This window comes from Photobacterium kasasachensis (assembly GCF_050336885.1).
GTDB classification, from domain to species: Bacteria; Pseudomonadota; Gammaproteobacteria; order Enterobacterales; family Vibrionaceae; genus Photobacterium; species Photobacterium kasasachensis.
The window spans coordinates 1,038,793-1,064,670 of the sequence record NZ_JAKJSH010000004.1; the positions used below are offsets into that span (position 1 = coordinate 1,038,793).

24 protein-coding genes, 2 tRNA genes and 1 pseudogene are annotated in these 25,878 nt (G+C 45.3%); 10 read left to right on the top strand and 17 right to left on the bottom strand.

All coding sequences use genetic code 11. The features are described 5' to 3' along the window. The first annotated feature begins 41 nt into the window (after positions 1-41). The 4 genes and pseudogenes from L4D19_RS04330 (at position 42) to L4D19_RS04345 (ending at position 4,410) form a co-directional block, all read left to right on the top strand. On the top strand, positions 42-1,184 hold the full coding sequence (locus tag L4D19_RS04330) for a mannitol-1-phosphate 5-dehydrogenase (RefSeq protein ID WP_428451361.1): 1,143 nt from the start codon (positions 42-44) through the stop codon (positions 1,182-1,184). 353 nt (positions 1,185-1,537) lie between these two features. Beyond that, a pseudogene (locus tag L4D19_RS04335) lies at positions 1,538-2,563 on the top strand (PTS mannitol transporter subunit IICBA); the annotation flags it as partial. A gap of 149 nt (positions 2,564-2,712) precedes the next feature. Further along, positions 2,713-3,243, top strand: coding sequence for an MltR family transcriptional regulator (locus tag L4D19_RS04340; RefSeq protein ID WP_428451362.1), 531 nt, complete (start codon positions 2,713-2,715; stop codon positions 3,241-3,243). Positions 3,244-3,390: 147 nt separating this feature from the next. Continuing rightward, positions 3,391-4,410, top strand: coding sequence for a LacI family DNA-binding transcriptional regulator (locus tag L4D19_RS04345; RefSeq protein WP_428451363.1), 1,020 nt, complete (start codon positions 3,391-3,393; stop codon positions 4,408-4,410). Between the two features lie 15 nt (positions 4,411-4,425). Here L4D19_RS04345 and L4D19_RS04350 read toward each other — a convergent pair whose 3' ends face one another. Continuing rightward, positions 4,426-6,549, bottom strand: a complete 2,124-nt coding sequence (locus tag L4D19_RS04350) for a methyl-accepting chemotaxis protein (protein ID WP_428451364.1) — start codon at positions 6,547-6,549, stop codon at positions 4,426-4,428. Positions 6,550-7,076: 527 nt separating this feature from the next. Here L4D19_RS04350 and L4D19_RS04355 point away from each other — a divergent pair. Next, positions 7,077-8,465 (top strand): carbohydrate porin, encoded by a 1,389-nt coding sequence (locus L4D19_RS04355; RefSeq protein WP_428451408.1) that lies wholly within the window; start codon positions 7,077-7,079, stop codon positions 8,463-8,465. Positions 8,466-8,653: 188 nt separating this feature from the next. Here L4D19_RS04355 and L4D19_RS04360 read toward each other — a convergent pair whose 3' ends face one another. Continuing rightward, positions 8,654-9,376: a YebC/PmpR family DNA-binding transcriptional regulator gene (locus L4D19_RS04360; protein WP_428451365.1), complete on the bottom strand. Its 723-nt coding sequence runs from the start codon at positions 9,374-9,376 to the stop codon at positions 8,654-8,656. Between the two features lie 306 nt (positions 9,377-9,682). On the opposite strand from L4D19_RS04360, the gene L4D19_RS04365 reads away from it, so the two are divergent. Both L4D19_RS04365 and L4D19_RS04370 read left to right on the top strand, forming a co-directional pair. Further along, positions 9,683-11,323: an aspartyl/asparaginyl beta-hydroxylase domain-containing protein gene (locus tag L4D19_RS04365; RefSeq protein WP_428451366.1), complete on the top strand. Its 1,641-nt coding sequence runs from the start codon at positions 9,683-9,685 to the stop codon at positions 11,321-11,323. Beyond that, entirely contained in the window at positions 11,320-12,048 is a 729-nt protein-coding gene (locus tag L4D19_RS04370) for an NHL repeat-containing protein (RefSeq protein WP_428451367.1), read from the top strand. The genes L4D19_RS04365 and L4D19_RS04370 overlap by 4 nt, the downstream gene beginning before the upstream one ends. Positions 12,049-12,150: 102 nt before the next feature. On the opposite strand, the gene L4D19_RS04375 is transcribed toward L4D19_RS04370, so the two are convergent. The 12 genes from L4D19_RS04375 to L4D19_RS04430 form a co-directional block, all read right to left on the bottom strand. After that, positions 12,151-12,684, bottom strand: coding sequence for a phage tail protein (locus L4D19_RS04375; RefSeq protein ID WP_428451368.1), 534 nt, complete (start codon positions 12,682-12,684; stop codon positions 12,151-12,153). A gap of 10 nt (positions 12,685-12,694) precedes the next feature. Then, positions 12,695-13,222 (bottom strand): phage tail protein, encoded by a 528-nt coding sequence (locus L4D19_RS04380; RefSeq protein ID WP_428451369.1) that lies wholly within the window; start codon positions 13,220-13,222, stop codon positions 12,695-12,697. Between the two features lie 9 nt (positions 13,223-13,231). Then, positions 13,232-13,774, bottom strand: a complete 543-nt coding sequence (locus tag L4D19_RS04385) for a phage tail protein (protein WP_428451370.1) — start codon at positions 13,772-13,774, stop codon at positions 13,232-13,234. Between the two features lie 121 nt (positions 13,775-13,895). Further along, positions 13,896-14,393 carry a GNAT family N-acetyltransferase gene (locus tag L4D19_RS04390; protein WP_428451371.1) on the bottom strand — a complete coding sequence of 166 codons (498 nt, stop codon included), beginning with the start codon at positions 14,391-14,393 and terminating at the stop codon, positions 13,896-13,898. Positions 14,394-14,396: 3 nt separating this feature from the next. Next, positions 14,397-14,930, bottom strand: a complete 534-nt coding sequence (locus L4D19_RS04395) for a phage tail protein (protein ID WP_428451372.1) — start codon at positions 14,928-14,930, stop codon at positions 14,397-14,399. 10 nt (positions 14,931-14,940) lie between these two features. Then, positions 14,941-15,468: a phage tail protein gene (locus tag L4D19_RS04400; RefSeq protein ID WP_428451373.1), complete on the bottom strand. Its 528-nt coding sequence runs from the start codon at positions 15,466-15,468 to the stop codon at positions 14,941-14,943. An 8-nt stretch (positions 15,469-15,476) separates the two neighbouring features. Then, a complete protein-coding gene (locus L4D19_RS04405) occupies positions 15,477-16,019 on the bottom strand; it encodes a phage tail protein (protein ID WP_428451374.1) in 543 nt (180 codons plus the stop codon). Positions 16,020-16,391: 372 nt separating this feature from the next. After that, complete coding sequence (locus tag L4D19_RS04410) at positions 16,392-16,706, bottom strand: DUF6916 family protein (RefSeq protein WP_428451375.1); 315 nt, start codon at positions 16,704-16,706, stop codon at positions 16,392-16,394. A 101-nt stretch (positions 16,707-16,807) separates the two neighbouring features. Beyond that, positions 16,808-17,275: a lasso peptide biosynthesis B2 protein gene (locus tag L4D19_RS04415; protein WP_428451376.1), complete on the bottom strand. Its 468-nt coding sequence runs from the start codon at positions 17,273-17,275 to the stop codon at positions 16,808-16,810. Continuing rightward, a complete protein-coding gene (locus L4D19_RS04420; protein ID WP_428451377.1) occupies positions 17,272-17,550 on the bottom strand; it encodes a PqqD family peptide modification chaperone in 279 nt (92 codons plus the stop codon). The genes L4D19_RS04415 and L4D19_RS04420 overlap by 4 nt, the downstream gene beginning before the upstream one ends. A gap of 21 nt (positions 17,551-17,571) precedes the next feature. After that, positions 17,572-18,432 (bottom strand): sulfotransferase domain-containing protein, encoded by an 861-nt coding sequence (locus L4D19_RS04425; RefSeq protein ID WP_428451378.1) that lies wholly within the window; start codon positions 18,430-18,432, stop codon positions 17,572-17,574. Beyond that, the gene (locus L4D19_RS04430; RefSeq protein ID WP_428451379.1) at positions 18,429-19,346 is read right to left on the bottom strand and encodes a hypothetical protein; all 918 of its coding nucleotides are present in this window, start codon (positions 19,344-19,346) and stop codon (positions 18,429-18,431) included. The genes L4D19_RS04425 and L4D19_RS04430 overlap by 4 nt, the downstream gene beginning before the upstream one ends. A gap of 223 nt (positions 19,347-19,569) precedes the next feature. Between L4D19_RS04430 and L4D19_RS04435 the strand changes: the two genes are divergently transcribed. Beyond that, positions 19,570-21,531, top strand: coding sequence for an asparagine synthase-related protein (locus L4D19_RS04435; RefSeq protein ID WP_428451380.1), 1,962 nt, complete (start codon positions 19,570-19,572; stop codon positions 21,529-21,531). Between the two features lie 47 nt (positions 21,532-21,578). Here the strand turns inward: L4D19_RS04435 and L4D19_RS04440 are convergent, their stop codons facing one another. The 3 genes from L4D19_RS04440 to L4D19_RS04450 all read right to left on the bottom strand — a co-directional run bounded on the left by L4D19_RS04440 (position 21,579) and on the right by L4D19_RS04450 (position 25,169). Next, the gene (locus L4D19_RS04440) at positions 21,579-21,773 is read right to left on the bottom strand and encodes a hypothetical protein (protein WP_428451381.1); all 195 of its coding nucleotides are present in this window, start codon (positions 21,771-21,773) and stop codon (positions 21,579-21,581) included. A 520-nt stretch (positions 21,774-22,293) separates the two neighbouring features. Beyond that, positions 22,294-23,997 carry an ABC transporter ATP-binding protein gene (locus tag L4D19_RS04445; RefSeq protein ID WP_428451382.1) on the bottom strand — a complete coding sequence of 568 codons (1,704 nt, stop codon included), beginning with the start codon at positions 23,995-23,997 and terminating at the stop codon, positions 22,294-22,296. Further along, positions 23,994-25,169 carry a nucleotidyltransferase family protein gene (locus tag L4D19_RS04450; RefSeq protein ID WP_428451383.1) on the bottom strand — a complete coding sequence of 392 codons (1,176 nt, stop codon included), beginning with the start codon at positions 25,167-25,169 and terminating at the stop codon, positions 23,994-23,996. The genes L4D19_RS04445 and L4D19_RS04450 overlap by 4 nt, the downstream gene beginning before the upstream one ends. A gap of 236 nt (positions 25,170-25,405) precedes the next feature. On the opposite strand from L4D19_RS04450, the gene L4D19_RS04455 reads away from it, so the two are divergent. After that, positions 25,406-25,496, top strand: a tRNA-Ser gene (locus L4D19_RS04455). Between the two features lie 41 nt (positions 25,497-25,537). Beyond that, positions 25,538-25,614, top strand: a tRNA-Asp gene (locus tag L4D19_RS04460). Positions 25,615-25,878: the final 264 nt, after the last annotated feature.

Genomic DNA, 25,878 nt, shown 5'->3' on the forward strand with positions numbered 1-25,878 from the left:
CCACCGGCCTCAACCCCAATTTATATATGGTAGGAATTATTATGAAAGCTGTTCATTTTGGTGCAGGCAATATCGGCCGCGGTTTTATTGGCAAACTACTTTCTGATGCAAATGTTGCTGTGACCTTTGCAGATGTCGACGAGCCACTGGTTGACCAACTGAGTCACGATCAGTCATACAAAGTAAAAGTGGTTGGTAGTGAGTGTAAAATTGATACCGTGACACATGTAACGGCCGTTAATTCGGCTTCTCAGGACGTGATTGAGCAGATCATTCATACCGATATGGTGACCACGGCGGTCGGCCCGAATGTCCTGGATATTATTGCCAAAACAATCGCAACGGGTCTTACCCACCGCTTTGAATCAGGTAACAACAACCCACTGAACATCATTGCTTGCGAGAATATGGTACGTGGTACCACTCATCTTAAAGAGCAGGTCTATACACACCTTAATGCCATTTATCATACCCAGGCTGATGAGCTGGTGGGGTTTGTGGATTCGGCTGTAGACCGCATCGTGCCACCGTCAGAAGCGGCTAACGATCCGCTTGAGGTTACAGTAGAAAGCTTTAGCGAGTGGATTGTCGACAAGCAGCAGTTTAGAGGTGACATTCCGGCTATCGAAGGCATGGAAACGACCGATAACCTGATGGCGTTTGTAGAGCGTAAATTGTTCACCCTGAACACCGGCCACATCATTACCGCATACCTGGGGGCGCTAAAAGGTCATGAAACTGTTCGTGACGCGATTGAAGACAGTGAAATCCGCGAGCAGGTGAAAGCGGCTATGCAGGAAAGCGGTGAGGTGTTGCTCCGCCGATATGGCTTTGACCGCGATATGCATAATGCCTATATCGAGAAAATCCTCGGGCGCTTTGCCAACCCATACCTTCGTGATGAGATTGATCGCGTCGGCCGTCAGCCAATTCGAAAACTCGGCGCCAACGACCGATTAGTCAAACCATTGCTAGGAACAATTGAATACGGAACGGAAAATAGCACTTTGCTAAAAGGGATAGCGGCTGCGTTTAAATATACCAATGATACCGATCCGCAAGCGATCGAGTTGCAAACGTCGCTTAAAGAGAACGGATTACGCGAGACATTGGCTAAGTATACCGGCCTTGATGCTGAAAGCAGCGAAGCCAAACAAATTGAAACGCTGTTTCAGACGTTATAACTAAGCAGGAAGGGCGGTGCAATTGGCACCTTCCCTTCAAGGTCATGGACAGGCATTGTGACTTATCAGTTTGAGCGATTGGAAGATGCGCTTGAGAGTATGATGAATCTGTAATTGAATTTCTTTTTTATCTGGTGTTTGCCACAGTGACGACTGCAGCCTATTGGGAGAAAGGTTGTAGTGTTTGTGGCATTTTTTTTTGTAAAGACGGGGTAAGATAAGAAACTCAATGGGAAAGTAATTCGCCAATTCGATATTTGTTTCTCAGGGCGAAGGCTTGGATCCAGTTAATGGCGATGCAGTAATTTGTTATCTGGTTTAGGTTTAAGAGAGAAAGCCAAAGGGAAGATCTAATGCTGTCACCTGCTACTAAGATAACTATTCAACATTTCGGTCGTTTTCTTTCTAATATGGTGCTGCCTAATATTGGCGCATTTCTCGCGTGGGGTTTTATTGCAGCCCTGTTTAATCCGACCGGGTGGTTTCCAAACGAGACGTTGGCCGAGCTTGTCGGCCCGATGATCAGTTATCTATTACCGCTGTTGATCGGCTATTCGGGCGGTAAGCTCGTTGGCGGTGAACGGGGCGCAGTTGTCGGTGCTGTAACGACAATGGGAGCCATTATTGGTACTGATATCCCGATGTTGCTCGGAGCTATGATTGTCGGTCCGATGGGCGGATGGGTGATCCATAAGTTTGACCAGACGGTTGAAGGTAAGATCAAAACCGGCTTTGAGATGTTGATTAATAACTTCTCGGCAGGGTTGATTGGGATGACCTGTGCCATTTTAGCCTTCTATATGATTGGTCCTTTGGTCAAGGTGATTTCCCTGGCACTTGCAGCTGGTGTGAATGTTATGGTGGAGCTGGGGCTGCTCCCGTTGACGTCTATTTTCGTTGAGCCAGCCAAGATACTCTTTTTGAATAATGCCGTTAACCACGGGATATTTTCACCGCTGGGTATCCAGCAGGCAACTGAAGCTGGCCGCTCCATTTTCTTTTTGATTGAAGCTAATCCGGGGCCTGGATTCGGGATTTTGCTGGCTTATATGGTGTTTGGACGTGGTATGGCGAAGCAGACTGCTGGTGGGGCATCCATCATTCATGTGTTTGGTGGCATCCATGAGATCTACTTTCCCTATGTGTTGATGAACCCGCGATTGATTTTGGCGGCAATCGCAGGCGGTATGGCTGGTGTCTTTACCTTGGGTTTGTTTGATGCAGGCTTGGTCTCACCGGCATCCCCAGGCTCTATCTTTGCCATTTTGCTGCTGACGCCGAAAGCCTCCTTTGTTGGGGTTGTTGCGTCAATGTGTGCAGCAACGGCAGTATCCTTTGTGGTTGCTTCGGTGCTCCTGAAAACACAGGGAACTGAAAACACAGGCTGATGAGTCAGAGGTAAAATAACAGCAGGTTTGTTAAGGGGAGAGTGCAAATAAATTGAAGCCCGGCACCAAAAAATGAAATAATCCATATGGATACGAGAAGAGCGAGGTCTCTTCTTCGCTTTAAAGAGAATTAAATAGTTATGGCACACAGTGACCAAGAGTCAGACATTCTAGAGCGTTTAAACGATGCGCCGACAGCAAGAGGTTTTTTTATTACCTCGGTTGAAATTTTCGATGAAGCGGTCGATAGCTTGATCCAGCGTGTTTTTCGTAAAGATGATTTTGCGGTGAAGTCGGTGGTTGAACCGTTGCTAGGTAATTCTGGCCCGCTCGGTGAGCTGACAGTGAGATTGAAGCTGTTGTTTGGCTTAGGGGTAGTCGCGGACAGTGTCTACCATGATATTGAAGCCATTATTAAAATGCGCGACTTTCTGAATAAGGAAGGCAGTGAATACAGCTTCACTGATCCGGATATTTTGGAGCCGGTCAAACAACTTTCCATGGTGAAAAGCATGGGGGTGGTTCAGTTAGAGATTGCGCCACCGACTGATGATGTCGATATCACCTTCTACCAAATGCAACTGGCAAGACAAGAACAAGTTATTAAGTCGGCACTTGCACTTGCAGTAGCCGGCATCTGCGGTGAACTTGATAAAGAAAGTCCATTCTAAAATGTGACTAACGCCTTGATTGCCCAGAATTAGTACTAATCCTGCCTAATTTCTTTTGATCCAAAGCCAGTTTTAATTCGTTTTGCTTTCCATTCGCGTTAATAGGCCAGATAATAGGTTGATGGTAGCAGCTAAAACGGTTTAGTCGTGGAAAAAAGAAAACGTATAACAATTGCCGACATTGCCAAATTGGCGGGTGTCTCTAAAACAACAGCAAGTATGGTTCTCAATGGTCGAGCATCGACGTTCAGGATCAAAGAAGAAACCCGTGAACGGGTGATGGCTGTCGCAAGAGAAAACCACTACTCGCCAAATCTGCACGCAAAGTCATTGCAGGCCAACCGCTCTGATGCAATTGGTTTGGTTATTCCCGACTTGACGAACTTTGGTTTTGCCTCGATCGCCCGTGAATTGGAAAAGCTTTGTCGCCAGGCAGGGCTGCAATTGTTGATTGCCTGCTCGGAAGATGATTCGGACGTTGAGCGCCAGGTCGTCGATGGCCTGGTCCGTCGCCAGATTGATGGCTTGATTGTAGCCTCTAGCCAAACATCTGATGAGTTCTACCAGACTCTGACCAAACAGATCCCGGTTTTGCAGCTCGACAGGCATATTGGCCAGTCAGCATTGCCTCTGGTGTTGACGGATGCAGCCAAAGTGACAGCAGATTTGATCGAGAAGATAGCGGCGTCTCCTGTTTCCGAATTTTATTATTTTGGCGGTCAGTTAGAACTGTCTCCAAGCCGTCACCGTTTGGCGGGTTTCGAGCTGGGCCTGAAGCGTGCTGGCGTCGAAGAAAAACCCGAGTGGATCCGTCACCGTGACTATCAGCCGGAATCGGGTTATGAAATGATGCAACAACTGCATCAGGAGCTGGGGCGCTTGCCAGAAGCCTTGTTTACGGCCTCGTACACCTTGCTTGAAGGGGTGTTACGTTACCTGAAAGAGCACAACTGTTTGGAGGCGCTGGAAAGCAAAGAAATGCGGCTGGCAACCTTTGATAACCATGATCTGCTGGATTGTCTGCCGCTTAATATTGATTCCGTTGCCCAGGACAGCGAAAAGATAGCCCAGACCAGCTTTCAGCTGATCCGGCTATTGTTGTCGAGTCAACGCGTAACGCCAACCTCTTTTGCACTTGATGCCAATATCTGCTGGCGTAGCCAATAGGTACCCGCGCGATTTTTAGGCTGCTTTTGAGACCTCAAAGCGGTCGACCAACTGGTTGAGTCGGCTGATTGCATTTTTGAGCAGCGTTGTTCTACGGGCTAGCTGCTGTGATGAAATCTCCAGCGATTGTGTGGTGGTCTGAGCCCTTTTAGCGGTGTTGGCGTGTTCTTCACTTGAACTGGCGATGTGACTGATATTATCGAACATAGTGTCGACTGCTTGCTGAAGCTTCTGGCTTCGTTGTCCGTCATCCAGGCGGAAAGTATTCTGCTCGACATTCTTGACTCCTTGCTCCATGAAGTTGACAGCTGTTTCCGACTCCTGCCGTAACTTGGTCATAATGCTGCCGATGTGATTGGCTGCCTGTGATGTCTTGGTCGCCAGGTTGCGTACCTCATCAGCCACCACTGAAAAACCTCTGCCATGCTCGCCGGCGCGCGCAGCTTCGATAGCCGCGTTAAGGGCCAGCAAGTTGGTCTGATCGGTGATTTCCGAAATCAGTTTGACGATGTCGTCAATCTCTTGCATTTGGTTGTTTACATCATTGACACTGCGTGCCGAGGCCTCGACAATCTCCTTGATTTTATTGGTATTGCTGACAGCTTGCTGGTATTCCTTCTGGGCGTTATCAACTGTACTGTGCATCTCATGCTGCATGGTATTGGCAGCGACGGTTGCATTGGAAATCTCCTGCTGCTGGCTGTCGGCAAGAGACAGCATCGCATCGATTGAGTTGGCTGTCGCAATGGTGGATTGATCAACCAGATCACAGCGTCTGAGCATGGATTCGCTGACCTGTTTCACCTCGCTGGATGCATGGATCATCTCGCTCATAATGCCGTCGAGATTGTCGATGAAACTGTTGATCCAGCGCCCCATATCTCCAGACTCGTCAGGCTTGAACTGAACGGTATCCAAGCGTTGCTTGAGGTTGCCATTACCTTCGGCGATGGTCTGGATAACATCCGACATCTGCTGTAGCTGCCGGGCGATGGGTTTGGCTGCCAGGAAGGTAAAACTCAGCGTACTGAGAACAATTGTAAGCAGGGTGACCAGCCCCTGCTGATAGACCGGCAGCGACAGCCAATGGGTCAACAACAGTGGTGTGAGGAGGGAGAAAATCAGTGCCAGGGTGTATTGCTTGCTCAGGGTAAAGCTAAGCGAGCGGTGACGGTAGACTTCTTCCAGATCGGCTTCGCACATCATTCCCCAACGATCAAGCGATCCTTTGAGCTGAAAGGTCACACCCTTTCCGATCACCGGAATGTGCCGGTAGTCGGAGTAGCCCGGATAATCGATATAGAGGTTGGATCCGTTGGCAATGGTTTCTCGTACGCCGGGATGCAGTTCGTTGGTCGCCGGATCGGTAAACCGGATCTCAAACTCGGTATGCTGGCGTATCTTGACCATCCCCCAGTTGGTGTTCACGCCGGACTTTAGGTTCTCGCCATGGGAAAAAGTATTGTCTTCGAAACGGGATCGGGAGAGGGCGGTACCGGGAAGGATCGTGGGATCGAGGCGAGATTCGACCATAAAAATGTAGTTGTCGCCGGACTCATTATAAATATGGCCGGCTTCACGCTGGATCAAATCCCCCATGACATCGTTGGGTACGCGGCCGCATAGGCAACCGATGATTTGGTTGTCGACACTGAGGGGCTGGTAGAACATCAGTGTGACTTCATCATGAAACGCTGAGCTCGAGGGGCCGATTTGCAGGGTTGCTTTGTCGACATAGGGCCCATGCAGGAATGGCGCTTTCAGCCCCTGTTCGAGTATCTTTTTATTATCGTGTCGGGTACCGATATGTCTTTCATAGCTTGAGAAACTCACGCTACCAGTAGTCTGAACAATGAAAAGCTCCGAGAAATCGCCGTTACGTTCCAGTAAGTGTTTTAGTACGCTGTTTTTCTCGTCGTCAGGTTTGGTGGCGACATACAGGGCGGCATTTTGCAGGAAGTCCCATTGGCTATTTACCCATGACTGGAGTATGTGAACGCGGTTGTTCGCGATACTTTCAAATGTTTGTTCAAGTGTCGTACGGCGGGATCGGTTAAGCCAGCAGGCCTTTCGCATGGCTAGTTTTCCCGTCGATCCCCAGAACGGCAACCAGCGCTTTTCTTTTTCCGACAAGTTCATCTTATGTCTTCCCTAACTCAATGATATTGATACCTTTAAAGCAATCTTGGTGCCATTGTCGAAAAACGAACATAGCGCAGAGAATTGCGCTGGCAATGCAGTGTTAGCAGGATAATTGGTGCAATAAAGTGCCAGTTTTTGTGTTGATATTTCGGAGTCTCCTTAAGGCAAGCGCACAGCGCACAATGTTGTTGCACCATTTGAGAGCGGGTGCACTATCTGTTGCACTATTTTGTGGCTTTTTCTCCTCAGCTCTCAGTCCAAAAAAATCCAACTCAACGCGTCTAATAGCCGATCTGACAAATTTTCAGCACAACCAGGCTTTATGTGTGATTAGTGCGCAATTCATATGCTGAATCATATTCCTTTTCTGCATATGTCCAGATCACATAATGCGCAATTTTGACACTATGATCACAAAGCTAAACGGTTTTAGCAGGTTTTGCTCGATCAACTAAACCGGTTTAGCAATAATCAGCTCCGTTGTTTAGTGGTTTACAAATTAATGGATAGATGGAATTAGAATGATGAAAAAAAGCCTCTTATCACTTGCAGTGTCTTTTGCCGTAACTTGCTCTGGTGCCGCTTTGGCTCAAGGCGATACAGCGAGCTTAGAGCAAAGGATTGCTGATTTAGAGAAGCGTTTGGAAAAAACAGAGCAGGTGGCAGTTGATGCAGAGAAACAGGCATCTGCGTTTGAGTTTCACGGTTATGCACGCTCAGGTTTGCTAATTAATGACGACCTGAACGGCGCATCAGGAACTGGTCCGTATATGACTGCGGCAGGTGCGCTGGGCGGAGCGGTTGGTCGTCTGGGTATTGAGGATGACAACTATGTAGAAGTCATCCTTGATCATAATATCAGTCAGGATGACGGATCATGGTCAAAGTACCGCGTGATGATAGCGGACAGCACTGAAACCAATAACGAGTGGACAGCTGATGACTCTAAGCTGAACGTTCGCCAGATTTTTGCCGAGCTAGGAGGCCTGGACTCGTTTGATGGTGCGCTGGCTTATGCATCTATTTGGGCCGGTAAACGTTTTGACCGAGATAACTTCGATATTCATTTCATGGATACAGATATTGTCTTCCTGTCTGGTACTGGTGCGGGTATTTATGATGTTCAGTTCAGCGAAGACTGGCAGAGCAACTTTTCTATCTATGGCCGTGACTTCGGCACCATTGACAGCTCGAGCCTTGAAGTCGAAAACTACATTGTTACGATGAACAACTACATCGGTCAGTGGCAGTTAATGCTTAACGCAATGACAGCAGCTGATAACGAAGACAGAGACCAGACTGCATCATCACCGACCAAACGTGCCGAAAACGGTTACCACGCTTTACTCGCCTATCATGGCAACAACTTCTACGGCGACGGTGAAGGCTTCTCCAAAACGGGTATTCTTGTCGGTCAGGGTCTGGGTGCTGAGCTGAAGGGTATTGGTTCAAACGGCAACCTGAACGAAGATGCTCAGGCTGTGCGCTTATTTAGTTACGGCGTAACCCGTTTTGCCGATAACTGGCGTATTGCGCCTGCTTTCCTGGGTGAATTTAGCAAAGATCGTGTTAAAGATGGTGATGAGTTCCTATGGGCGACGGCGAACGTTCGTCTGGCTCAGGAGCTAACCAAAAACTTCGAGATGGTGTACGAAGGTTCTTACCAGTACATGGATTTAGACAACGGTACCGAGCAGGCTGACGGTAGCTTCTACAAGGCGACTATTGCGCCAACCTTCAAGCTAGATACGTCTGGTGGTTTCTTCCAGCGTCCGGAAATCCGTTTCGCAGCATCATATGTTGACTGGAGCGAAGATCTGAACAACTACTCAGTGAGCCTGGACAACGATGCAAGCACTATGGGCGAAGGCGGAGAAATGATCTTTGCCCTGCAGATGGAGACTTGGTTCTAGTCGGATGCAATAAATCGCATTCATGAATCTTTTGGAGCAGCCTTTTAAACTTGTGATTTTTTAGAGTAATCTTCAGTTTTGCGGTGGCCTTGTGCCGCCGCTTTTTTTGTGCGAACGAATGAATAGACTAGAAAACAAAATAGCCGAGCAGTGCTCGGCTATTGGCTGATCATCAGACTAAATTTTAATTAGTCAGCGATTTCAGCGTTGTGGTAAACGTTCTGAACGTCGTCACAGTCGTTTAGCGCATCAAGGAATTTCTCGAACGCAGCAACATCGTCACCAGAGACTTCTGTCATTGTCTGAGGGACAAAAGATATTTCTTCAACATCCAGTGTTACATCCGGCATTGTTGCCGTTAGCGCATTCTTGACCTTGAAGAACTCAGTGTGCGGTGCATAAACTGTGATGATACCGTCTTCACACTCGATGTCGCTAACGTCAACATCTTCCATCATCAGGTTTTCTAGCACGGCTTCTTCGTCGTCACCATTGAACTGGAATACGGCCTGGTGCTCGAACATGTGAGCAACAGTACCTGGGCCACCAATCTTGGCATGGTTCTTAACGAATGCCTGGCGAACATCCATGAAAGTACGGTTGTTGTTGTCTGTTAGGCAGTCAACGATAACCATGCAGTTACCTGGGCCGAAACCTTCGTAGCGCGCAGTCGCAAAATCTTCACCACCGCCACCTTTGGCCTTATCGATCGCTTTCTCGATAACGTGAGATGGTACTTGGTCTTTTTTGGCTTTTTCGATTAGACGGCGTAGCGCAAGGTTGGTGTCTGGGTCAGGACTACCGTTCTTAGCACAGACGTAGATCTCTTTACCGTATTTTGAGTAAACCTTGATCTTGGCGCCTTGCGTTTTTGCCATCGACAATTTGCGTACTTCGAACTTTCTTCCCATGAGGAATAACTCTCTATGTTGATATTTGGGACTTTTGTTGAGGGCGGATTTTACCAGTTAGTGAGGGGTGAAGGCTAGGAGTTTAAGCGGACTGGTAACGCTAGGAGGGCTCTGGTTGTTGAGAGTGAGAGCTACGTAAGCAGATGTTTTGTTAATGGCTTTGGTTAAAGGTATTCATCTTTCCTATGTAAGTGTGACTTATGTTGCATATATTGAATTTAAAGCCTAGGTTATACCGTATAAGTTTTGCTCAACTATGCTCTGAGTTTACTATTGTGTTTGTCATTCTTTGCATTTTGGTGTGAAATGTTAGACATTGGTTTCCATCGTCTGCCGCTAGATTTTCCTGTCTCTCCAACCCTACTGGCTTCTATTGAAGCGCTGTCGGATGGTGAGTGGTTAGCCCATGTTAACCGTGCTTGCTATGACGGTGCATGGGAAGTTTTTCCATTGCGCGGCCTTTCCAAGTATCAGGACCAATCACCGATCTTGCAGGCATTTGCCTTAGAAGAGTCAGAATCTGAAGCGGATTTTGAAAACTATGCCTCTTTACAGGGCTGCCAGGAGCTTACCGCTTTTCTCAGTCAGCTAAGCTGTCCCATTCTTTCTGTTCGCTTAATGCGCTTGAGCCCCGGCGCAACAATTGCGCCGCACCGGGATCACGGCTTGTGTTTCTCGAAAGGTCAGGCTCGGCTTCATCTCTGCCTACAAACCGATCCTGATGTTGAGTTTATCGTCGAGGGCGAGTCGGCCCATATGAGCGAGGGCGAGTTGTGGTACCTCAATGCGGATAGGGAACATGCGGTATACCACCGGGGAAGCAAAGACCGTATCCATGTGGTGATTGACTGCATTGCCAACGACTGGCTGCGAAATATGCTTGGCCTGCCGGAGCATCGTGAGCTGGCAGACTATTCAGTCCCAGAGCGACAAGCCTGGTTAACTAAGTTGGCTGAGCAGATTGTGTCCTGTCCGTACGAAGAACGTTATGGATTACGTCAGCCGGTAAGGGAACTGGCAACCAGCCTAGCCAATTTGAGCGCTTTGGACTTGCACCCAGATATTTTCCTGGACACCGACTTTACCATGACACCCTATGGGAAGGCGGTATCAATGACAACGGCGGCGCAGTGTGCGGAAGAAGTGTTGCGCACCGCGGTGTTTGTACGCGGTATCCATCAGGCCATTAGCGAAAGATTACACCCTGAACAACCAGTTTCTGTGTTATATGCCGGAACCGGTCCTTTTGCGACTTTATTACTGCCGCTGATGGGGATGTTTTCAGCAGAGCAGCTTCAGGTAACCATGCTTGATATTCACGCCGAGTCCTTGGAGAAGCTCCAATCTCTAGTCGAATCGTTTGGCTTGGGAGATCATGTGGCAGAATATATCTGTGCCGATGCAACCCGTTGGCAGTCTGAAGAGCCGTTTGACTTTATTGTTTCGGAAACCATGAAGGCAGCGCTGGCTTCGGAGCCGCAGGTCAGCATTTTTGCCAACCTAGTTTCATTACTAAAACCCTTGGGAGCATTGATCCCGCAACAAGTGGAATTGACATTCAATGCATTAGATACACAAGGGGCAAGGAACCCGTTAGGTGTTAAAACGCAACTCGATCGTGAGATTGCTTTAAGCTTGAGCGAAGGGAATAAGCATGCCTTGGATGCCTGTGTGGTTTTGCCTGCAAATTGTGTTTTTCAGGGCGTTGAAATTAGGACAGAGATTCAAGTATACGGTCAACATCGCCTTATTGAGCCAGACAGTAGCTTAACTATTTCCCGAACTATCCCGTTGTTATTCAAAGAAGATATATCATTTCGATCTCACGATAATAATGGTGAAGTTATACTACATTTATTGTACTCAATCGGCGCAGAACCGGGTTATTCGGCTTCAGTCGTTTCTTCTAATATGAACAAGCTATCTTTAAAGGATGAATTAGCATGAGTAAAACTCCGCCATTTGAATTAGATTATGCGCGCCGCCAATTTCTGGGAAAAAGCATAGCACTAGCTGGTTTAGTTGGTGTAGCGGGCACACCAGCGTCAGCTTTTGCCAATAATAATGCTGCTAGTCATAATACCAGCAGGCTGAGCGAGCAACAGATGTTACAATTGGGGTTAAAAGCCCCGTCTTTTATGGTTGAGGCACCCAATGGTGTGGCCATGACATTAACACGTAAGTTACGTGTTGCTCGTCAATATCAAGAGTTGCTATATCTCGCCTATGAGAACGAGCCTTCCATTCATGTATATGATGTTGGTTCTCTGCTGCATCGCTTTGACATTCAATTCAATGATCAGTTTGGAGTATTGAAAGACTTTGCTGTGAGTGATAATGGAGATGTTTACGCATTGTTTTCTGGTCAACACGCTATTTTTCATTTGAGTAGTAACGGATCCCTGATACAGACTATCAGTGAGTTCGGTATTGACAAACCAGAACATTTGAATGGACCTCGTTCACTTACTATCGATAGTCAGGGTAATATCCACGTATGGGATGCAGGTTCTATCTGTATTAAAGTGTTTACGGCTGATAATCAATTTGTTCGCCAATATGGCAGGGCTCGCTTAAGCCCTATAACGCTGGTACAAGATATTGATGGCCGAGATCCTATTATTGTAACTGGTGGCCAAAGTACTAAACAAACATGGATTTTTACTGTGTAACTATTGCAGTGCTGATATTGTCAGCTTACACTTCTTATTATCTATCTAAAATACCCAATCTTAGTTACAGCCCTAAGACTGGGTATTTGCATTTCATCTGCCTTAATTTCTTGCTGGAAACATGCCTTCCAAGGCAATGCAAAAGTTAACAACGCAATAAGGCTGCATGTTTTCATGCGGTGTACTGTTTCCTGAATTACTTATTGTTGCCTCACTCATAGGCGCGGGGTTGGTTGCTCCTTGGTTATAAAGCTTATTTCGTGATCCAGGAGTCACCATCTTGGATAAGTATTGCCCTGCGGGATTAGTTTCCTCCCCGTCCTCTTTTACAGCACTAACGGTGTGGCTATGCTGTGGGAGGTTATTCGCATAGAGCGAAACCTCAGGAAGTCCCAAGTATTGTGTAAGGATACGGGGAGTTAAACCTGGCCCCACCCCTGGGTGCATGGGGGCTCTTCCCTGTAAATTTGGAAGCCCCATCGTTGTCCTGCCATCTCCTCCGTATAAGTCACCAATAACAGCAAATAATATTGAATTCTGACTTATTGGTAGTAACGAACCATCACAAAAAGCCCAGTCTCGAGGTGCAAAATTACAGGTAAACATTCGAATTTCACCGACAAAAGGTTCGGCCATACTAAGCTCCTTAGTTACGAGAAGGGTAAGTGCCTTGCAAAGCAATGATAAAGTTGATGCACAAGCTGGGCATTAAATTGCTGTGAGATTGATTGCCACCAGTCTTTGATACAGCACTATCAGCTAAAGTGACATTTTTAGTTGAGGTTGCGCTTTTGGGGCCATAGGCACCGACAGACGGTGTCGCTAAAGTTCTTCCAACTGGGATGTCATTGTTAGCATCGGCATTTGATGCCATCAGTTTATGGGAGTGAGCAGGTATTTGGTCCGACGTTAAGAGTATTTCTTCATACCCAAAACGTTGCCCTATATTCCTCGTAGACAGCCCAGGTCCGGTGCCATAATGCATCGGCAAGCGTCCACGTAGATCAGGTAGGCCAAGGGTCGTTCTGCCGTCTCCGCCGTAATAGGTATTGATAAGAGAGAAAAGAGCTTCATTCTGAGAGACCGGTATTAATTGACCATCGCACAAAGCCCAGTTTCGTGGGGCGAAATTTCCAGCAAACATGCGAATTTCGCCGATAAAAGGGTCTGACATAAATTCTCCTTAGTTTCTGGGAGGGAAGATGCCTTCAAGGGCAATAATAAAGTTAATGACCTGAACGGGCTGCATATTGTTATGGGCTTGGCCGCCCCCCGTACTGCTGATAGCCTCACTCGCCATGGCAACCAGATCTTGCGTGCCCCCACTATAGATGGGGACTAATGTCTCACCTGTAGCTACAGTTTGAGTGCCAAGTAACGGGGTTTCCCCTGCTGCGGCATATGCATCGGCAGGATTATTTGTAGCATATAGGTCATGATTATGTGCCGGTAGTTCCGCTTTGCTAAGCGTTACGGTTTCGGCACCTCCCTTTTCACCTATTTCATAGGAGTTTTCATAAAGCGTGCCTTGACTCAGCGGCACTCTTCCACGCATATCTGGCAGTTTAAAGTTGGTTGTGCCATCTCCTCCATATTGGGTACCGATTATGGCAAATAAGGTTGGATTCTGAGATATGGGGATTGTTGCGCCATCACACTTGGCCCAACCTTTAGGGGCAAAGTCAAAACCCACCATAGTAATTTGGCCAACAAAGGGGTCAGACATGTAGTTTCTCCTGTACGTTCATAATGTGTTTATTAACCGGTATATACCAGTTGATTCTTCAGGCTGTTTGGGGTGATAAAATAAGATACGGCTACATTTTGCTAGCCAATCTTATAGCGCCTTAACTTTTGTTTTCTGTATTACAATGTCGATATTCCATCAGGCTATATACTTCTTTATCTTCAACTTGTTGGAATCCGAGATCTAGGTAAAGGGCTAAGGCTGGATTATTTTTCTCAACATGAATTCGGACACATTTTTCCAAGCGAGTTGCTCTTTCTATAACATCCTGGAGCAAAGTTCGCCCTATTCCCATATTGCGGTATTGGGGAAGCAGGGCGATATCGATAATCCGAATTTCATCTTCTCTTACATCTGTATATAAGCGGCCAATTGCGTCCTCTTCGTTGAGGATTATGTTATAGCTTGCAGCTGTATATTGCTGTTGGTAGTACTGATGCTGGGCGAAAAACTGCATATCAAGAAACTGGTTTATCTGTTCTTGAGGCCACCCTGTTATTGCCAGTTCTTCCGAACGAGTGCTGGCATAGACCGCCGACAAAAAAGGGAGGTCATCAGGCAGAGCTACAGGGCGAAAATGCAATTTGAATTTGGCCATAATTTATGTTCTCGGTGGGTATGTGCCGTCTAAAGCAATGCAAAAATTAACTACGCAATAAGGCTGCATGTTTTCATGTGGGGTACTGTTTCCTGAATCACTAATTGTTGCCGAATTCATAGGCGCGGTGTTGGTTGCTTCTTTTTTGTATAGCATGTTCCGTGAACCGGTAGTTGTCATCTTGGATAGATATTGCCCTGAAGGATTCGTGGTTACTCCATTTTCTTTTACAGCAGTTACGGTATGGCTATGCTCAGGGAGGTTTAGCCCATCGAGTGGAACTCTAGGGATTCCTGCTGATTGACCAAGAACGTAATATGACAGGCCAGGCCCCATTCTGGGGTTCATGGGGGCTCTTCCCTGTAAATTTGGAAGCGCCATTGTGGTTCTTCCGTCTCCGCCATAAAAGGTGGAAATAATACTGAACAGGGTAGTATGTTGACTAATCTGCAGTAATGAGCCATCACAAAAAGCCCAGCCGCGAGGTGCATAATTGCAGGTGAACATTCTAATTTCACCGATAAATGGTTCGGCCATACTAAACTCCTTAGTTACGAGAAGGGTAAGTGCCTTTCAAAGCAATGATAAAGTTGATACACAAGCTGGGCATTAAATTATAATGAGGCTGGCTTCCTCCCGTGTCTGATACTGCCGTTGCAGCTAAAGTGACATTTTTAGTTGGGGTTGTGCTTTGGGGGCCATAGGCATTTACTGCCGGAGTTGCCAAGGTGTTTCCACCTGGAGCGTCGTCGTCGGCAGCTTGGCTGGATGCCATTAGATCATGATTGTGAGAAGGGATTTGATCTTTTGATAGTGGGATTTTTTCGTACCCGAAACGACTTCCTAGGAGGCGAGTCTGTAGCCCTGGCCCAGATCCATAATGCATCGGCAGGCGTCCACGCAGGTCAGGTAGGGCAAAGGTGCTTCTGCCGTCTCCACCATAGTAGGTATTGACAAGAGAAAAAAGCGCTTCATTTTGGGAAATACTGAGCAGTTGGCCATCACAGAAAGCCCAATCTCTCGGGGCAAAGTTTCCGCCAAACATGCGAATTTCGCCGATAAAAGGTTCAGTCATAAATACTCCTAGTTTCTGGGAGGGAAGAGGCCTTCGAGGGCAATAATAAAGTTAATTACCTGAACGGGTTGCATGTTGTTATGGGCTTGGTTACCCCCTGCACTACTGATGGCATCACTCGCCATGGCAACCAAAGGTTCCGTGCCCCAATTATAGATGGGTACTAATGTCTCACCTGTAGCTACAGTTTGAGTGCCAAGCAAAGGACTGCCTACTGCGCCATATGCATCAGCATTGTCTTGTGAAGCCATCAGTGCGTGATTATGTTCAGGTAGCTCCGCCGGGCTCAATACCACGTTTTCGATACCTCCCTTTTCACCCATGCTATAGTGCCATTGGTTAGCAAGAGTACCTCTGTGCAAGGGTACCCTTCCGCGCATATCTGGCAGTGCAAAGGTGGTGGTACCATCCCCGCCATATTGGTCACCGATAATTGCAAACAACATCGGATATTGATTGATAGGGAGTATTGCCCCATCACACTGGGCCCAGCCGCGGGGGGCAAAATTATAGGCGACCATGGTGATTTGGCCTACATAAGGTTCAGCCATAATGTACCTCCTGTACATAATAAGGCATCTTAGAATTTGCTAAAATACAACCTGTATATATTACAGCTTGGCCATCACTGCCCTATATTTATGGTAATAACCACTCAGTACTGATAGAGGCATTAATAGCATCAAGCTAATTGGATAATACGTATATCAACATCATTAATAGTCTATTTTTAGCAAAATTCAACGATATATAACATGCAATCCTATGGCTGTCATAGAAATTGATGCTTATATATTGGGATACCTTGTTATGACAATTGATACCCGCGAAAATTAAATTGGTATTTGTATTTTTTTGCTGCTTTGTAATGTGATTGCTGTCATGGTTTTTAATGAAGGATAAAGAAATCTTGATTATTGAAACTATTCTTGGAGTTTCTTGCAGCTGATAATGGCCTCATATTTAAAATACTCTTCGTCTTCACCGACAGGTACAATAAAGAGCGAAATCAAATCGGAGTTTTTCGTATTCTCCATTGCCCAGGTACCTTGCCCTAGGCAGCCAACTGATTTGGGGGCCTGGAAGAGTAAAGAAAAACTCTCCATATCATTGCCAATATCTCTTTTTTCTGAGACTTCAACTAGCGTCAGTGGTAAAGGTGGCTGCTCTGGATCATAGCTGACGTTAAAAACATCATTGTGGGTATTTGCAAATAAGTCGTAGTCGAGTGTTTTCATCAATAGCTTCTCATATTGTAACGTTACTAGTCAGTATTCAGGGTAGTTATAACCTGAATCATAAGTATTTATTCTTTGGCTTATGGATTTATGGTGGTCAGTCACACTTTTGATGTATGCTGAGCGATATCAAATTTAGTGGAATAACGGTCTATAACTTGATAGTCCGTAAAGCCATTGCCGCCTGTTAAGTAGCTGTCGCCAACTTTTAACCAAGCATGGGCTTTATAATCATTGCTCGTTTTATTTACCCCGATGAAAACAATGCCGGAAATGTTTCGCATCCTTAGCATACTTTGAGCGGCCATAGCCTGCGCCAGGCATTTGCACTGCCATGGCAGGTGTTTTGCCGCCAGGCGTACAATATGGCCTATTTGCTTAGCTTTTTGCGGGCAGTCTAACTCTGGGTCTTTCCCATTAAGTTCTTGTTGTCCGAGCAGGCGTGTTTGAATGGGATAGCGGGCAAAGAGAATAAGAAGCCGCGACAGCCCCAGCCAGCAAACAGCTTCGACCAGAAGTAGTTTCTGGCTGGATCGAAGAAATTTCAATAATACGGTCAGGTATCTCATTCGCTGGCACAGATAAAGTTGCTGGCTAGCAGCTGATGAATAAATGCTGTTATCTCCCTCTCGCCTTGCTCAGGAGATACTTCATATTCGTTAAGTATTGTCTCGACAATATCAGCCAATTTGGCCGGGGTTTCCAAGAGTAGCCAGATCCGGGCTCCTATATTATCAAGTTTGAAATACTTACCAGTCGCTGTACTCATTAATACAATCTCGCCGTCAAGCTCACAGCTAACTTGGTCAGCGCTACGCTCGATAATACTCGTTGAACTGATCATTATGGATCCTTTTAGTCGTGATTAGTCAATAACCTGATTGTTATCATCAATATAACCAAATTGCCTCATAACGGCCTGGTTTTTCTCTATAAAGTGATTCACTTGCTCTTCGCTCAGGGCTTCACGCCACCCACCGACAATGCCGCGGCGGAAAAAGCGATCTGCGCCCCCTGGTTTTTCGTTAAACCCATTTACTTGCTCTTGGGCGGCCAGTTTGCTAAAACTCGTTTTATTCAGTGCATCTCTAATATCTTGCTCTTCTGCATCTATTCCGGCAAAGTGAAGAGCCTTACCGAATGTGTCAACAGGGCTGGCATGCATATCCTCATAGCGGATAATACAGCAGGGAATATCCGTTGCCTGAGTCCAGCTTAAGACGTGACCACTCCAGTCGAGTAGCCTTTGGGGTAATTGGGAAGCTTGCCTATCGGAGTGCGCAGCAAAGTAATGCTCCTTATCCATCATCTGGCGCAGAGTTTTTTCGAAATTGCCATGCCCGCTGTGATAGGCAAGGGATACACAAACATCGAGTGGGTTGCGAAGAATATAGATAACGCCAAACGTCGCTGTATTTGAAACAAGCGGCTCGCCACGGTCAGTATAGGTATAGGCATCGTGTATTTTGTGAAAATGGGGTCTATCGTACTGCCTTGCCGTGTGCTCGTATACCCTAGGACGAAGTCGTTCGATTTCTTGTGCGGTTAGGTCAGCAGAATCATATCCTACAGCATTCTCAAACCAGTGGCGCGAACTGGCAATAGTATGTGCTTTCGGTGCGTTGATATTCAGCTCCGCCTCTTTATTCTGTAAGGCATGCAAAAACAACCGAAACCAAGTATTGCCAGACTTAGGGTATGAGGCCAGCCAGATGATGTTATTCATGACGATGTCTCGGCCTCAACATATGTGATCATATCATTAAGGTAGAATTGCTTGTTATTAGGACGTTTTAAATCATAGCTAGTGATTTGCTGGGCGAGTGCGATACATTGCTTAAAATGTGCTACTTCTAGACCATGACCGAGAATATATTGTTGGCGGTACGAGTGAGTTTTCAGGCACTCGATAATATCTGCTCCACTCAGGTGTGAGCATTGAACAGTTTTTTCGTCAGTAGAACCTAACTGGAACAAGTGGCTCAATGGTTTTGGTTGACGACTAAAAACTTGATGGATAGGAAGTTTTCGTTTAGATATTTCTGGCCTTATACGGGAAAGTGTTTCAGGGTCATGGTTAAGCTGTTCTAACGCATCTTGCCAGAGTTTAGTTTGCGGGTAGCCAGGGTAGACCATGGCTGTCTGGTTATTATTATCGAACTTTATAGCGCAGAGATCATCACTGAGTAGTTTGTATCCCCGCTGGCTAAACGCTGTTGCCAGAGTTGATTTCCCCATACCGGAGTGGCCGACAAAAGTAACGCAACGATCACCAATATCCACCACACTACCGTGTAATACCAGCATACCGCGTTGTTGTAGTAATGCCCCTAGAGCAGAGCCTAGTAAAAAAAGTCTGATTGAGTCTTCATTAGCCTTGGGTGCCGGGTCGACAATAATCTCATTCCCATTAATAATTAGATATTTAGCTACATCATCAATGGTAAGTAATAATTTACCTGGTTTGGCAAAATAGCGAACGCCGAAAGCTTTGTAGTTGCTTAACTTCTCTGGTACTTGGCCGAAGCGAATAGTGACGTTGGCTTCTTCAGTTAATGTATCACTAAAAAGTTCAGGGCATTCGAGCTCAGAAGCGATATTGAGCCCAAAACAATGATAGGTATAACGTCCAGCTGTCATTTGATTTGTTAATTATTTGATGTCGAAGATTGACAACCCTAACATTGTAGGGCAGTTTTGCCAATGATAAATACTCAACAATGTGCTGATCAATAGAATCAAGGTTTTAGGTTCATAGATAACATATCATTATGCTTTATAACGTCCTTATAATGGCTTGTTTAGCATCTTAGTACTTTAGTGTCTTGCAGCGATACAAAGCCAATAATATAAGGGATTAGAGATGAGTGGTATCGGCGGAATCGTACTGTCCTCGGGGAAAAAAGTTGAACAACAAGAATTACAGCGCATGTCGAACGCGCTATATCCCTATGGACCTGATAGCCAGAATTGCATAGTGCATCCTGGTATCGGCCTGATACATACTCTTATGCGCATTACACCGGAAGACTTTTTTGAAGACCAGCCTTTAGTGGCTCCTTCTGGTGTATTGCTTTGTGCTGATGCTCGTATTGATAATCGCCAGGAATTAGGAAGTAGGCTGTCGATTCATAGTGCCCAGCTAAAAACGATGCCAGATAGCCAGCTGATAGTAATGGCGTATGATAAATGGGGAGAGGCGTGCCCCGAATATCTTCTGGGTGATTTCGCTTTTGCGATTTGGGACCCTCGTGAACAAAAAATGTTCATTGCCCGTGATCATTTTGGTACTCGTTCACTGTATTATTGCCATAAAGGGGACTTTTTTGCCTTTGCTAACGATGTCAAAGCACTGCTGGCATTATCTCATATTAGTAATGCGCTAAATCAACAAAAGTTAGCGGAATTTGCTGTGTTGCTACATGGCAATGCTCCTGCCAGTTTTTATCAGGATATTAGCCGATTGCCCCCCGGCCATAGCCTAACCCTGAGCCGGAATAAACTTCGACTCCAGAGATATTATAAGCTCGAAGATAATATCCAAGATATTCATTTCACCAGCCATGGTGAATATGCAGAGGCGTTAAAAGAGAAGCTGAGTCAGGCTGTAACATGTCGACTGCGTAGTGCCTATCCTATTGGAAGTGAACTAAGTGGTGGGCTTGATTCAACCAGTGTTGCCGGTTTAGCAGCGATAGAGTTGGCCAAACAAGGTAAATCTCTGGAGACCTTTACTGTAGTGCCGCCTGTTGGCTATCGGGGAACGCAACGACAAAATTGGGAGCTTGATGAGCGTCCTTATGTGCAGGCATTTAAAGAACATTACCTTAATAAAAATATCCATATAACAACAAATTTTTTAGAAGTTGATCCAGCAAAGCAGAATCTATTTTCACTACTGGATAAAACGTATACCCGCCAGGGTTTTCCTAACCGAAATGTAACTTCTACCTGGATAGCGGATCTTAGCAGGCAAGCTAACGATAAAGGGATCCGAGTAATGCTAAATGGCGGTATGGGTAATTTGACTATCAGTTGGTCGGGGCAATGCCTGTACAGTGAGTTATTGCAACAGCGGCGTTGGTGGACGTGGTTTAATACAGTTAATAAAGCCAGACGAGAAAAAGCAACGGTAAAACAATTGATAGCAAAATCTGTCATTCCTTTTGTTCCGGATTCTGTATGGACCGGATATCGTCGTTTGCGAGAGCACCAGGTTGAGCCGTGGGCGTGGTACTCTTTGCTTAACCCTGAAGTCGCTCGCCAGCGAAGGATACGCTCGCGTTTTACTGAATTAGGTTGTGACCCATATTATCGATTATTAGCAGGAGGTAGAGAGCATCGCACTTGTATGCTACTAAAACGGTCAAATTTTGATGGTCATGATCAAAATAGTGTGCTTCGCGCAGCATCAGGTATTGAACGCAGGGATCCAACAAAGGATAAGCGCTTGGTGGAATTTTGTTTTGGTATTGGTGAAGCTGAATATTGCCGAGATGGTAAAGAGCGCGCTTTGATTCGAAAGGCAATGCAAGAAGTGTTGCCGGTGAATATTTTGCATCGTCAAAGTCGTGGCATGCAACCACCTAGCTTCTCTAGTCAATTTCATGAACCAGCCTCTGAGTTGTGGGACCAATTTGAGAAGCTGAAAAAATCTGAGCAAGTATGCCAATTTTTAGATTTACCGAGAATGGAGAAAATGCTACGTAGCTTAATTGAAGGCAGAGCATCGATGGTGGAGTCTGGATTAATGAAAATGACGTTGGAAAGAGCCTTTTCAATTGGCAGATTTATTTGTTATATCGAGGGTAAAAGCGCTTACTAGCTACAGGTTTCATTTTGAAAGCGCTGTAGCTGTAATTAACTGAAAATTTAGGACGCTTCGCCGCTAGCGTCAGCACCTACACCCCCACCGCTTTTAGTCTCTAGGTGTTGCATTTCTTGTAACTTCGGTGTTACCCATACTTGTTTTGGTTGCTCTTTAGTATTATCCATTTCTGTTACCTTATTGTTAGGATTGATATTAAGCTTGTATTGTAAATAAACGGAGAAACGATTATCTACCAAAAGATATTTTCTTCTAACCTATTTTTTGTGTCAACTCGATTTTGAAGTGTTGTGTCATGGATATTGATAATTGTTCGTTACGGCCTTCATTTCTAGAAAAAAAGCGTTGCTAAGCTGTCAAATGCTTCAATTTCGACTTAATCTGATACAAGAACATCTAAAAAAGGTACTTCCGAAGCCTTTCGTGGTATTGGCTTTATATTCAAACTACTTCAAGGTGCTTGCTTCAGCGAGGATAACATGGCTTTGGGCTGGCCACACAAGCTAGGCTCCGATTAGAAAGTTTACTGGCTATTAATAATCGTGAGCAATCAATAGAAGCCACCTATCTATTTAAAACACCGGAACTTGCCCTTTGTAAGTGATCCAGCGTGCCTATTTTTCTGATAAATAGCGTTTGGCTGCCATTCCTAACGTTATTTACATTGAACGGGATACGCTGGTTACAATATTAATCCTGCATCTTGATGTCGTCTGGGGATATATTTCAGTTCATTTTTGATAACACTTTTAGTAAAGGTTAATTCTCTAGTTCTATGAGGGCATCAGCATGCTGTATTGTTGCTGGTCGGTGCGCAATAATAATTATGGTCATTTTACCGTGCAGTTGCTGTAGTGCCTGTTTGATCTTCATTTCATTATCGAGATCTAAGGCACTCGTCGCCTCGTCAAGGATCAGCAGCTGAGGGTTGGACAATATTGCCCGGGCTAATGCCAAGCGCTGTCGCTCTCCTCCTGATAGCCTGATACCTCGATCGCCAACGATAGTATTAAGCCCCTCAGGTAGTTGGCGGACAAACTCTTCGGCGGAGGCTTGTTTTAATACTTCCCATAATTTTTGATCGTCAGCGTTTGGTGCAACCCAGCAAAGGTTTGCACGTATCGTGTCGTGGAATAAGAAGACTTCTTGGGTGACATAGGCGACTCCTTGTCGCCAGGCTAGAAGATGTTCCCCCTTGAGTTTAATGTCGTCGCAGTAAAGGTTGCCAAATTCTGGCTGTAACAAACCTGCTAGAAGATCCGTTAAAGTAGATTTCCCCGCACCTGACGGGCCAACAAGCGCAAGGGTTTGATTGCGCTTGATTGTTAGCGATAAGTTATCTATGACTGGCTTTTGTTTGTCGGGGTAACAATAGGAAACATTTTCTAATCGTATCGCGTGGTTCAATATCGGAGTGTTTCGTTTACAGTGAAAAGGTGCTTCTTTAGCTGCATGACAGCGATGCTTCATAGCTTCAACATCTTCAAAAGCGGGCAATTGATGCAACAAACGCTGATAATTGCTCTGTATTGAAGAAACAAGTGGTAGCAAACGTGCAAAAATAACCAGCAGAAGGAGTAAGGTGGTATAGGGTACAGCAAACCAGTTAACGGCGATGTAAAATAAGGTACTGAAAGCTATCCCCCCCCCAATGAGATAGATCATTCGAATCATCGCATTGACCTGGATAACCTTGACATGTTGTAGCTCAAGCTCTCGGCTAGTATGTAGTACTTTTTCAGCATACTGCTGCTCGCTAGCATAGCTTTTTATCATTTTTAGGCTTGCTAGTTGTTCAGTAAGCAATGAAAAGATCGCCTTAAATCCATTTAGTTGTTTTTGGCCTGAACCATAGATAAGGCGGTTGAGGGGTAATAGTAATAACAATAAAAGCATAGCAAAGCTTGTTGCCAATATAGTCATTTGCCAGGACATAACTAATGAAAGGGTAATGAAGACTATTGTTAGGACTAGCTGACTTAATAGTGTCAACATTAATTGAGCAGCATGACCTATTGCTTGCACCTGGGTAGTTAGACTATGGGTAAAATCTGACATTCTATTACTTATAATAAATTGCCATTGACTGCAAAGAAGCGCTTCGTATAGTTCCTGACGATTGCTACAGATGTAAGCCTGCTGTAGCCTAGCTTTGGATGTAGCTAAATAGTAATTGAGTGTTGCTATTGTACTAACGATCAGGATATAGAGCAGCAGGATGAATGGTAAATTCAGCTGTAAGTTGAATAGCCTTAATAGCTCCTCTAATTTTAATGCTAGGATATTGGCGGTACTAGTGGTTGTGTCAAATCCTATTATTTGTAGTAGAGGAATTATCATTAGTAGTCCAAAACCAGCAGTTAGCCCTTGTATTATCATTAATACAAGCGCCTGCGTTACTCCTTTCGACGAAAAGTGATAAAAATTAATAAATGCAGTCAATAATGCTTTAGGTTTACTCATTGGGGAGTGATAGCCTTATCATTTAGGCGAATAACTTTACGCCATATAAAGGTAAATGGCCTAGCAAAGTAGTATACGAAATGCAGCCATGAAGGCAAAATAGGGAGGTACTTGAGATCGGCGTAGTTGACTTTGAATCGTAGAAGCAATGCCGCTGTTCTTTCCTTGTGAGTTTCGATAAAGAGGATAGGACATAAGATGGTTTGAAGCGAAACTAATAAAGGGTTGGGACGGTGAAGTTCAAGTTGAGCTAAGCATTTATTAACTAATTTACGACAAAGCTTGTCATTGTTGAAGTACTCGATGGCCTCGGGTGGGAGTTTGGTGTTATAGAGTTGGTGACATAATACGAGTGAAGTTGTGACTGCTCGGCATTTGGATACCATCGTAGCTTTACGATAGAGTTCAGGAAAATCTAGAGATTGCTGCTCTATAAATAGTGCTAAATCACATAACCATTTAAGTCGGTGATACAGAGTATTTGTTCCATGCCAAGATAAATAGATAAACTCCTCGTATTGATCCCAATTTTTCTGCGCAGCTGAGAAAATTGAGTATGTGAGTTGTTCTGATAGTTGAGAATCATAGTCACTTAAACGGAGGTGCAGTTCAAGGGTTACTCCTGTGTTATTACAGTATGTCAGGTCTTTGTGTACTGAGAAATAAACAGGCATTATAGAAGCGGGTAATATTTCCATTGCTTCACAGCGATAACCGAGTTGATTGAGTAGTTGATTGCTGAGGGTAAGATCTTTTTCTTGTATAAGTAAGTCAATATCTTTGAAATGTCGTTTGGCAATATCATGATATAAATGCTGCGCTAATGGGATTCCTTTCAGAGTTTTGATATTAATATTTGCCTGTTTGAAAGCATAGGTTATCTGAAAGAATTGCTGAAGGGAAAGTCTGTTGCACTTTACTCCTTGTTGATATTTCTCTTCCAGATATTCAAGCTGTTCTATAGGAATTAAATCATGACAGTATTTAACAACATTGCTATAAGCGCAGCCCCACACTTTGTGTTGTTCAAATAATTGCCGCAATAAGGCTTTGTCTACGCCTGATTGAATTCTTTGCCTCAACTCTTGCTGTTGGGGAAGAGCCAACTGAGGGCGGCTCAGCAAGGCTAATATTGCTAACTCATTGCTGATTAAGATTGAAGAGGTTGACATAGACTGTTTAACTCATTGATGAAAAACATCATTTTAGTATACAGATAGGCTTTACTGTAAGTAAAGGTTAAGGGAGGGGCAAGAACACCAAATATTCTGTTTAGGGAATGTTTGGCTGTCGGGCCTAATAAATATCCTTATAATACGTTTTAGTTCAAGCTTTAAGCGATTGATTGAAATGTTGAAAATATCGCTTTACAAGCTTGGCTATGGCCCGTATTATTCGCCGCACTTACGGAGAGATGGCTGAGTGGTTGAAAGCACCGGTCTTGAAAACCGGCATACGTTTGTAGCGTATCTAGGGTTCAAATCCCTATCTCTCCGCCACATTCTAGAAATTGGGCACAAGCCGAGTTTCGTACAGAATTGGAGCGGTAGTTCAGTTGGTTAGAATACCGGCCTGTCACGCCGGGGGTCGCGGGTTCGAGTCCCGTCCGCTCCGCCACTACACTAAAGGCTCAGTCGAAAGACTGGGCCTTTTTTGTATGCGTTGAGTTAGGGGTCGCCCTACGGTCGAATGAGTCCCGCTTGATCGCAAGCCCGGCCGTTCCGCCACTACACTAAAGGCTCAGTCGAAAGACTGGGCCTTTTTTGTATGCGTTGAGTTAGGGGTCGCCCTACGGTCGAATGAGTCCCGCTTGATCGCAAGCCCGGCCGTTCCGCCACTACACTAAAGGCTCAGTCGAAAGACTGGGCCTTTTTTGTATGC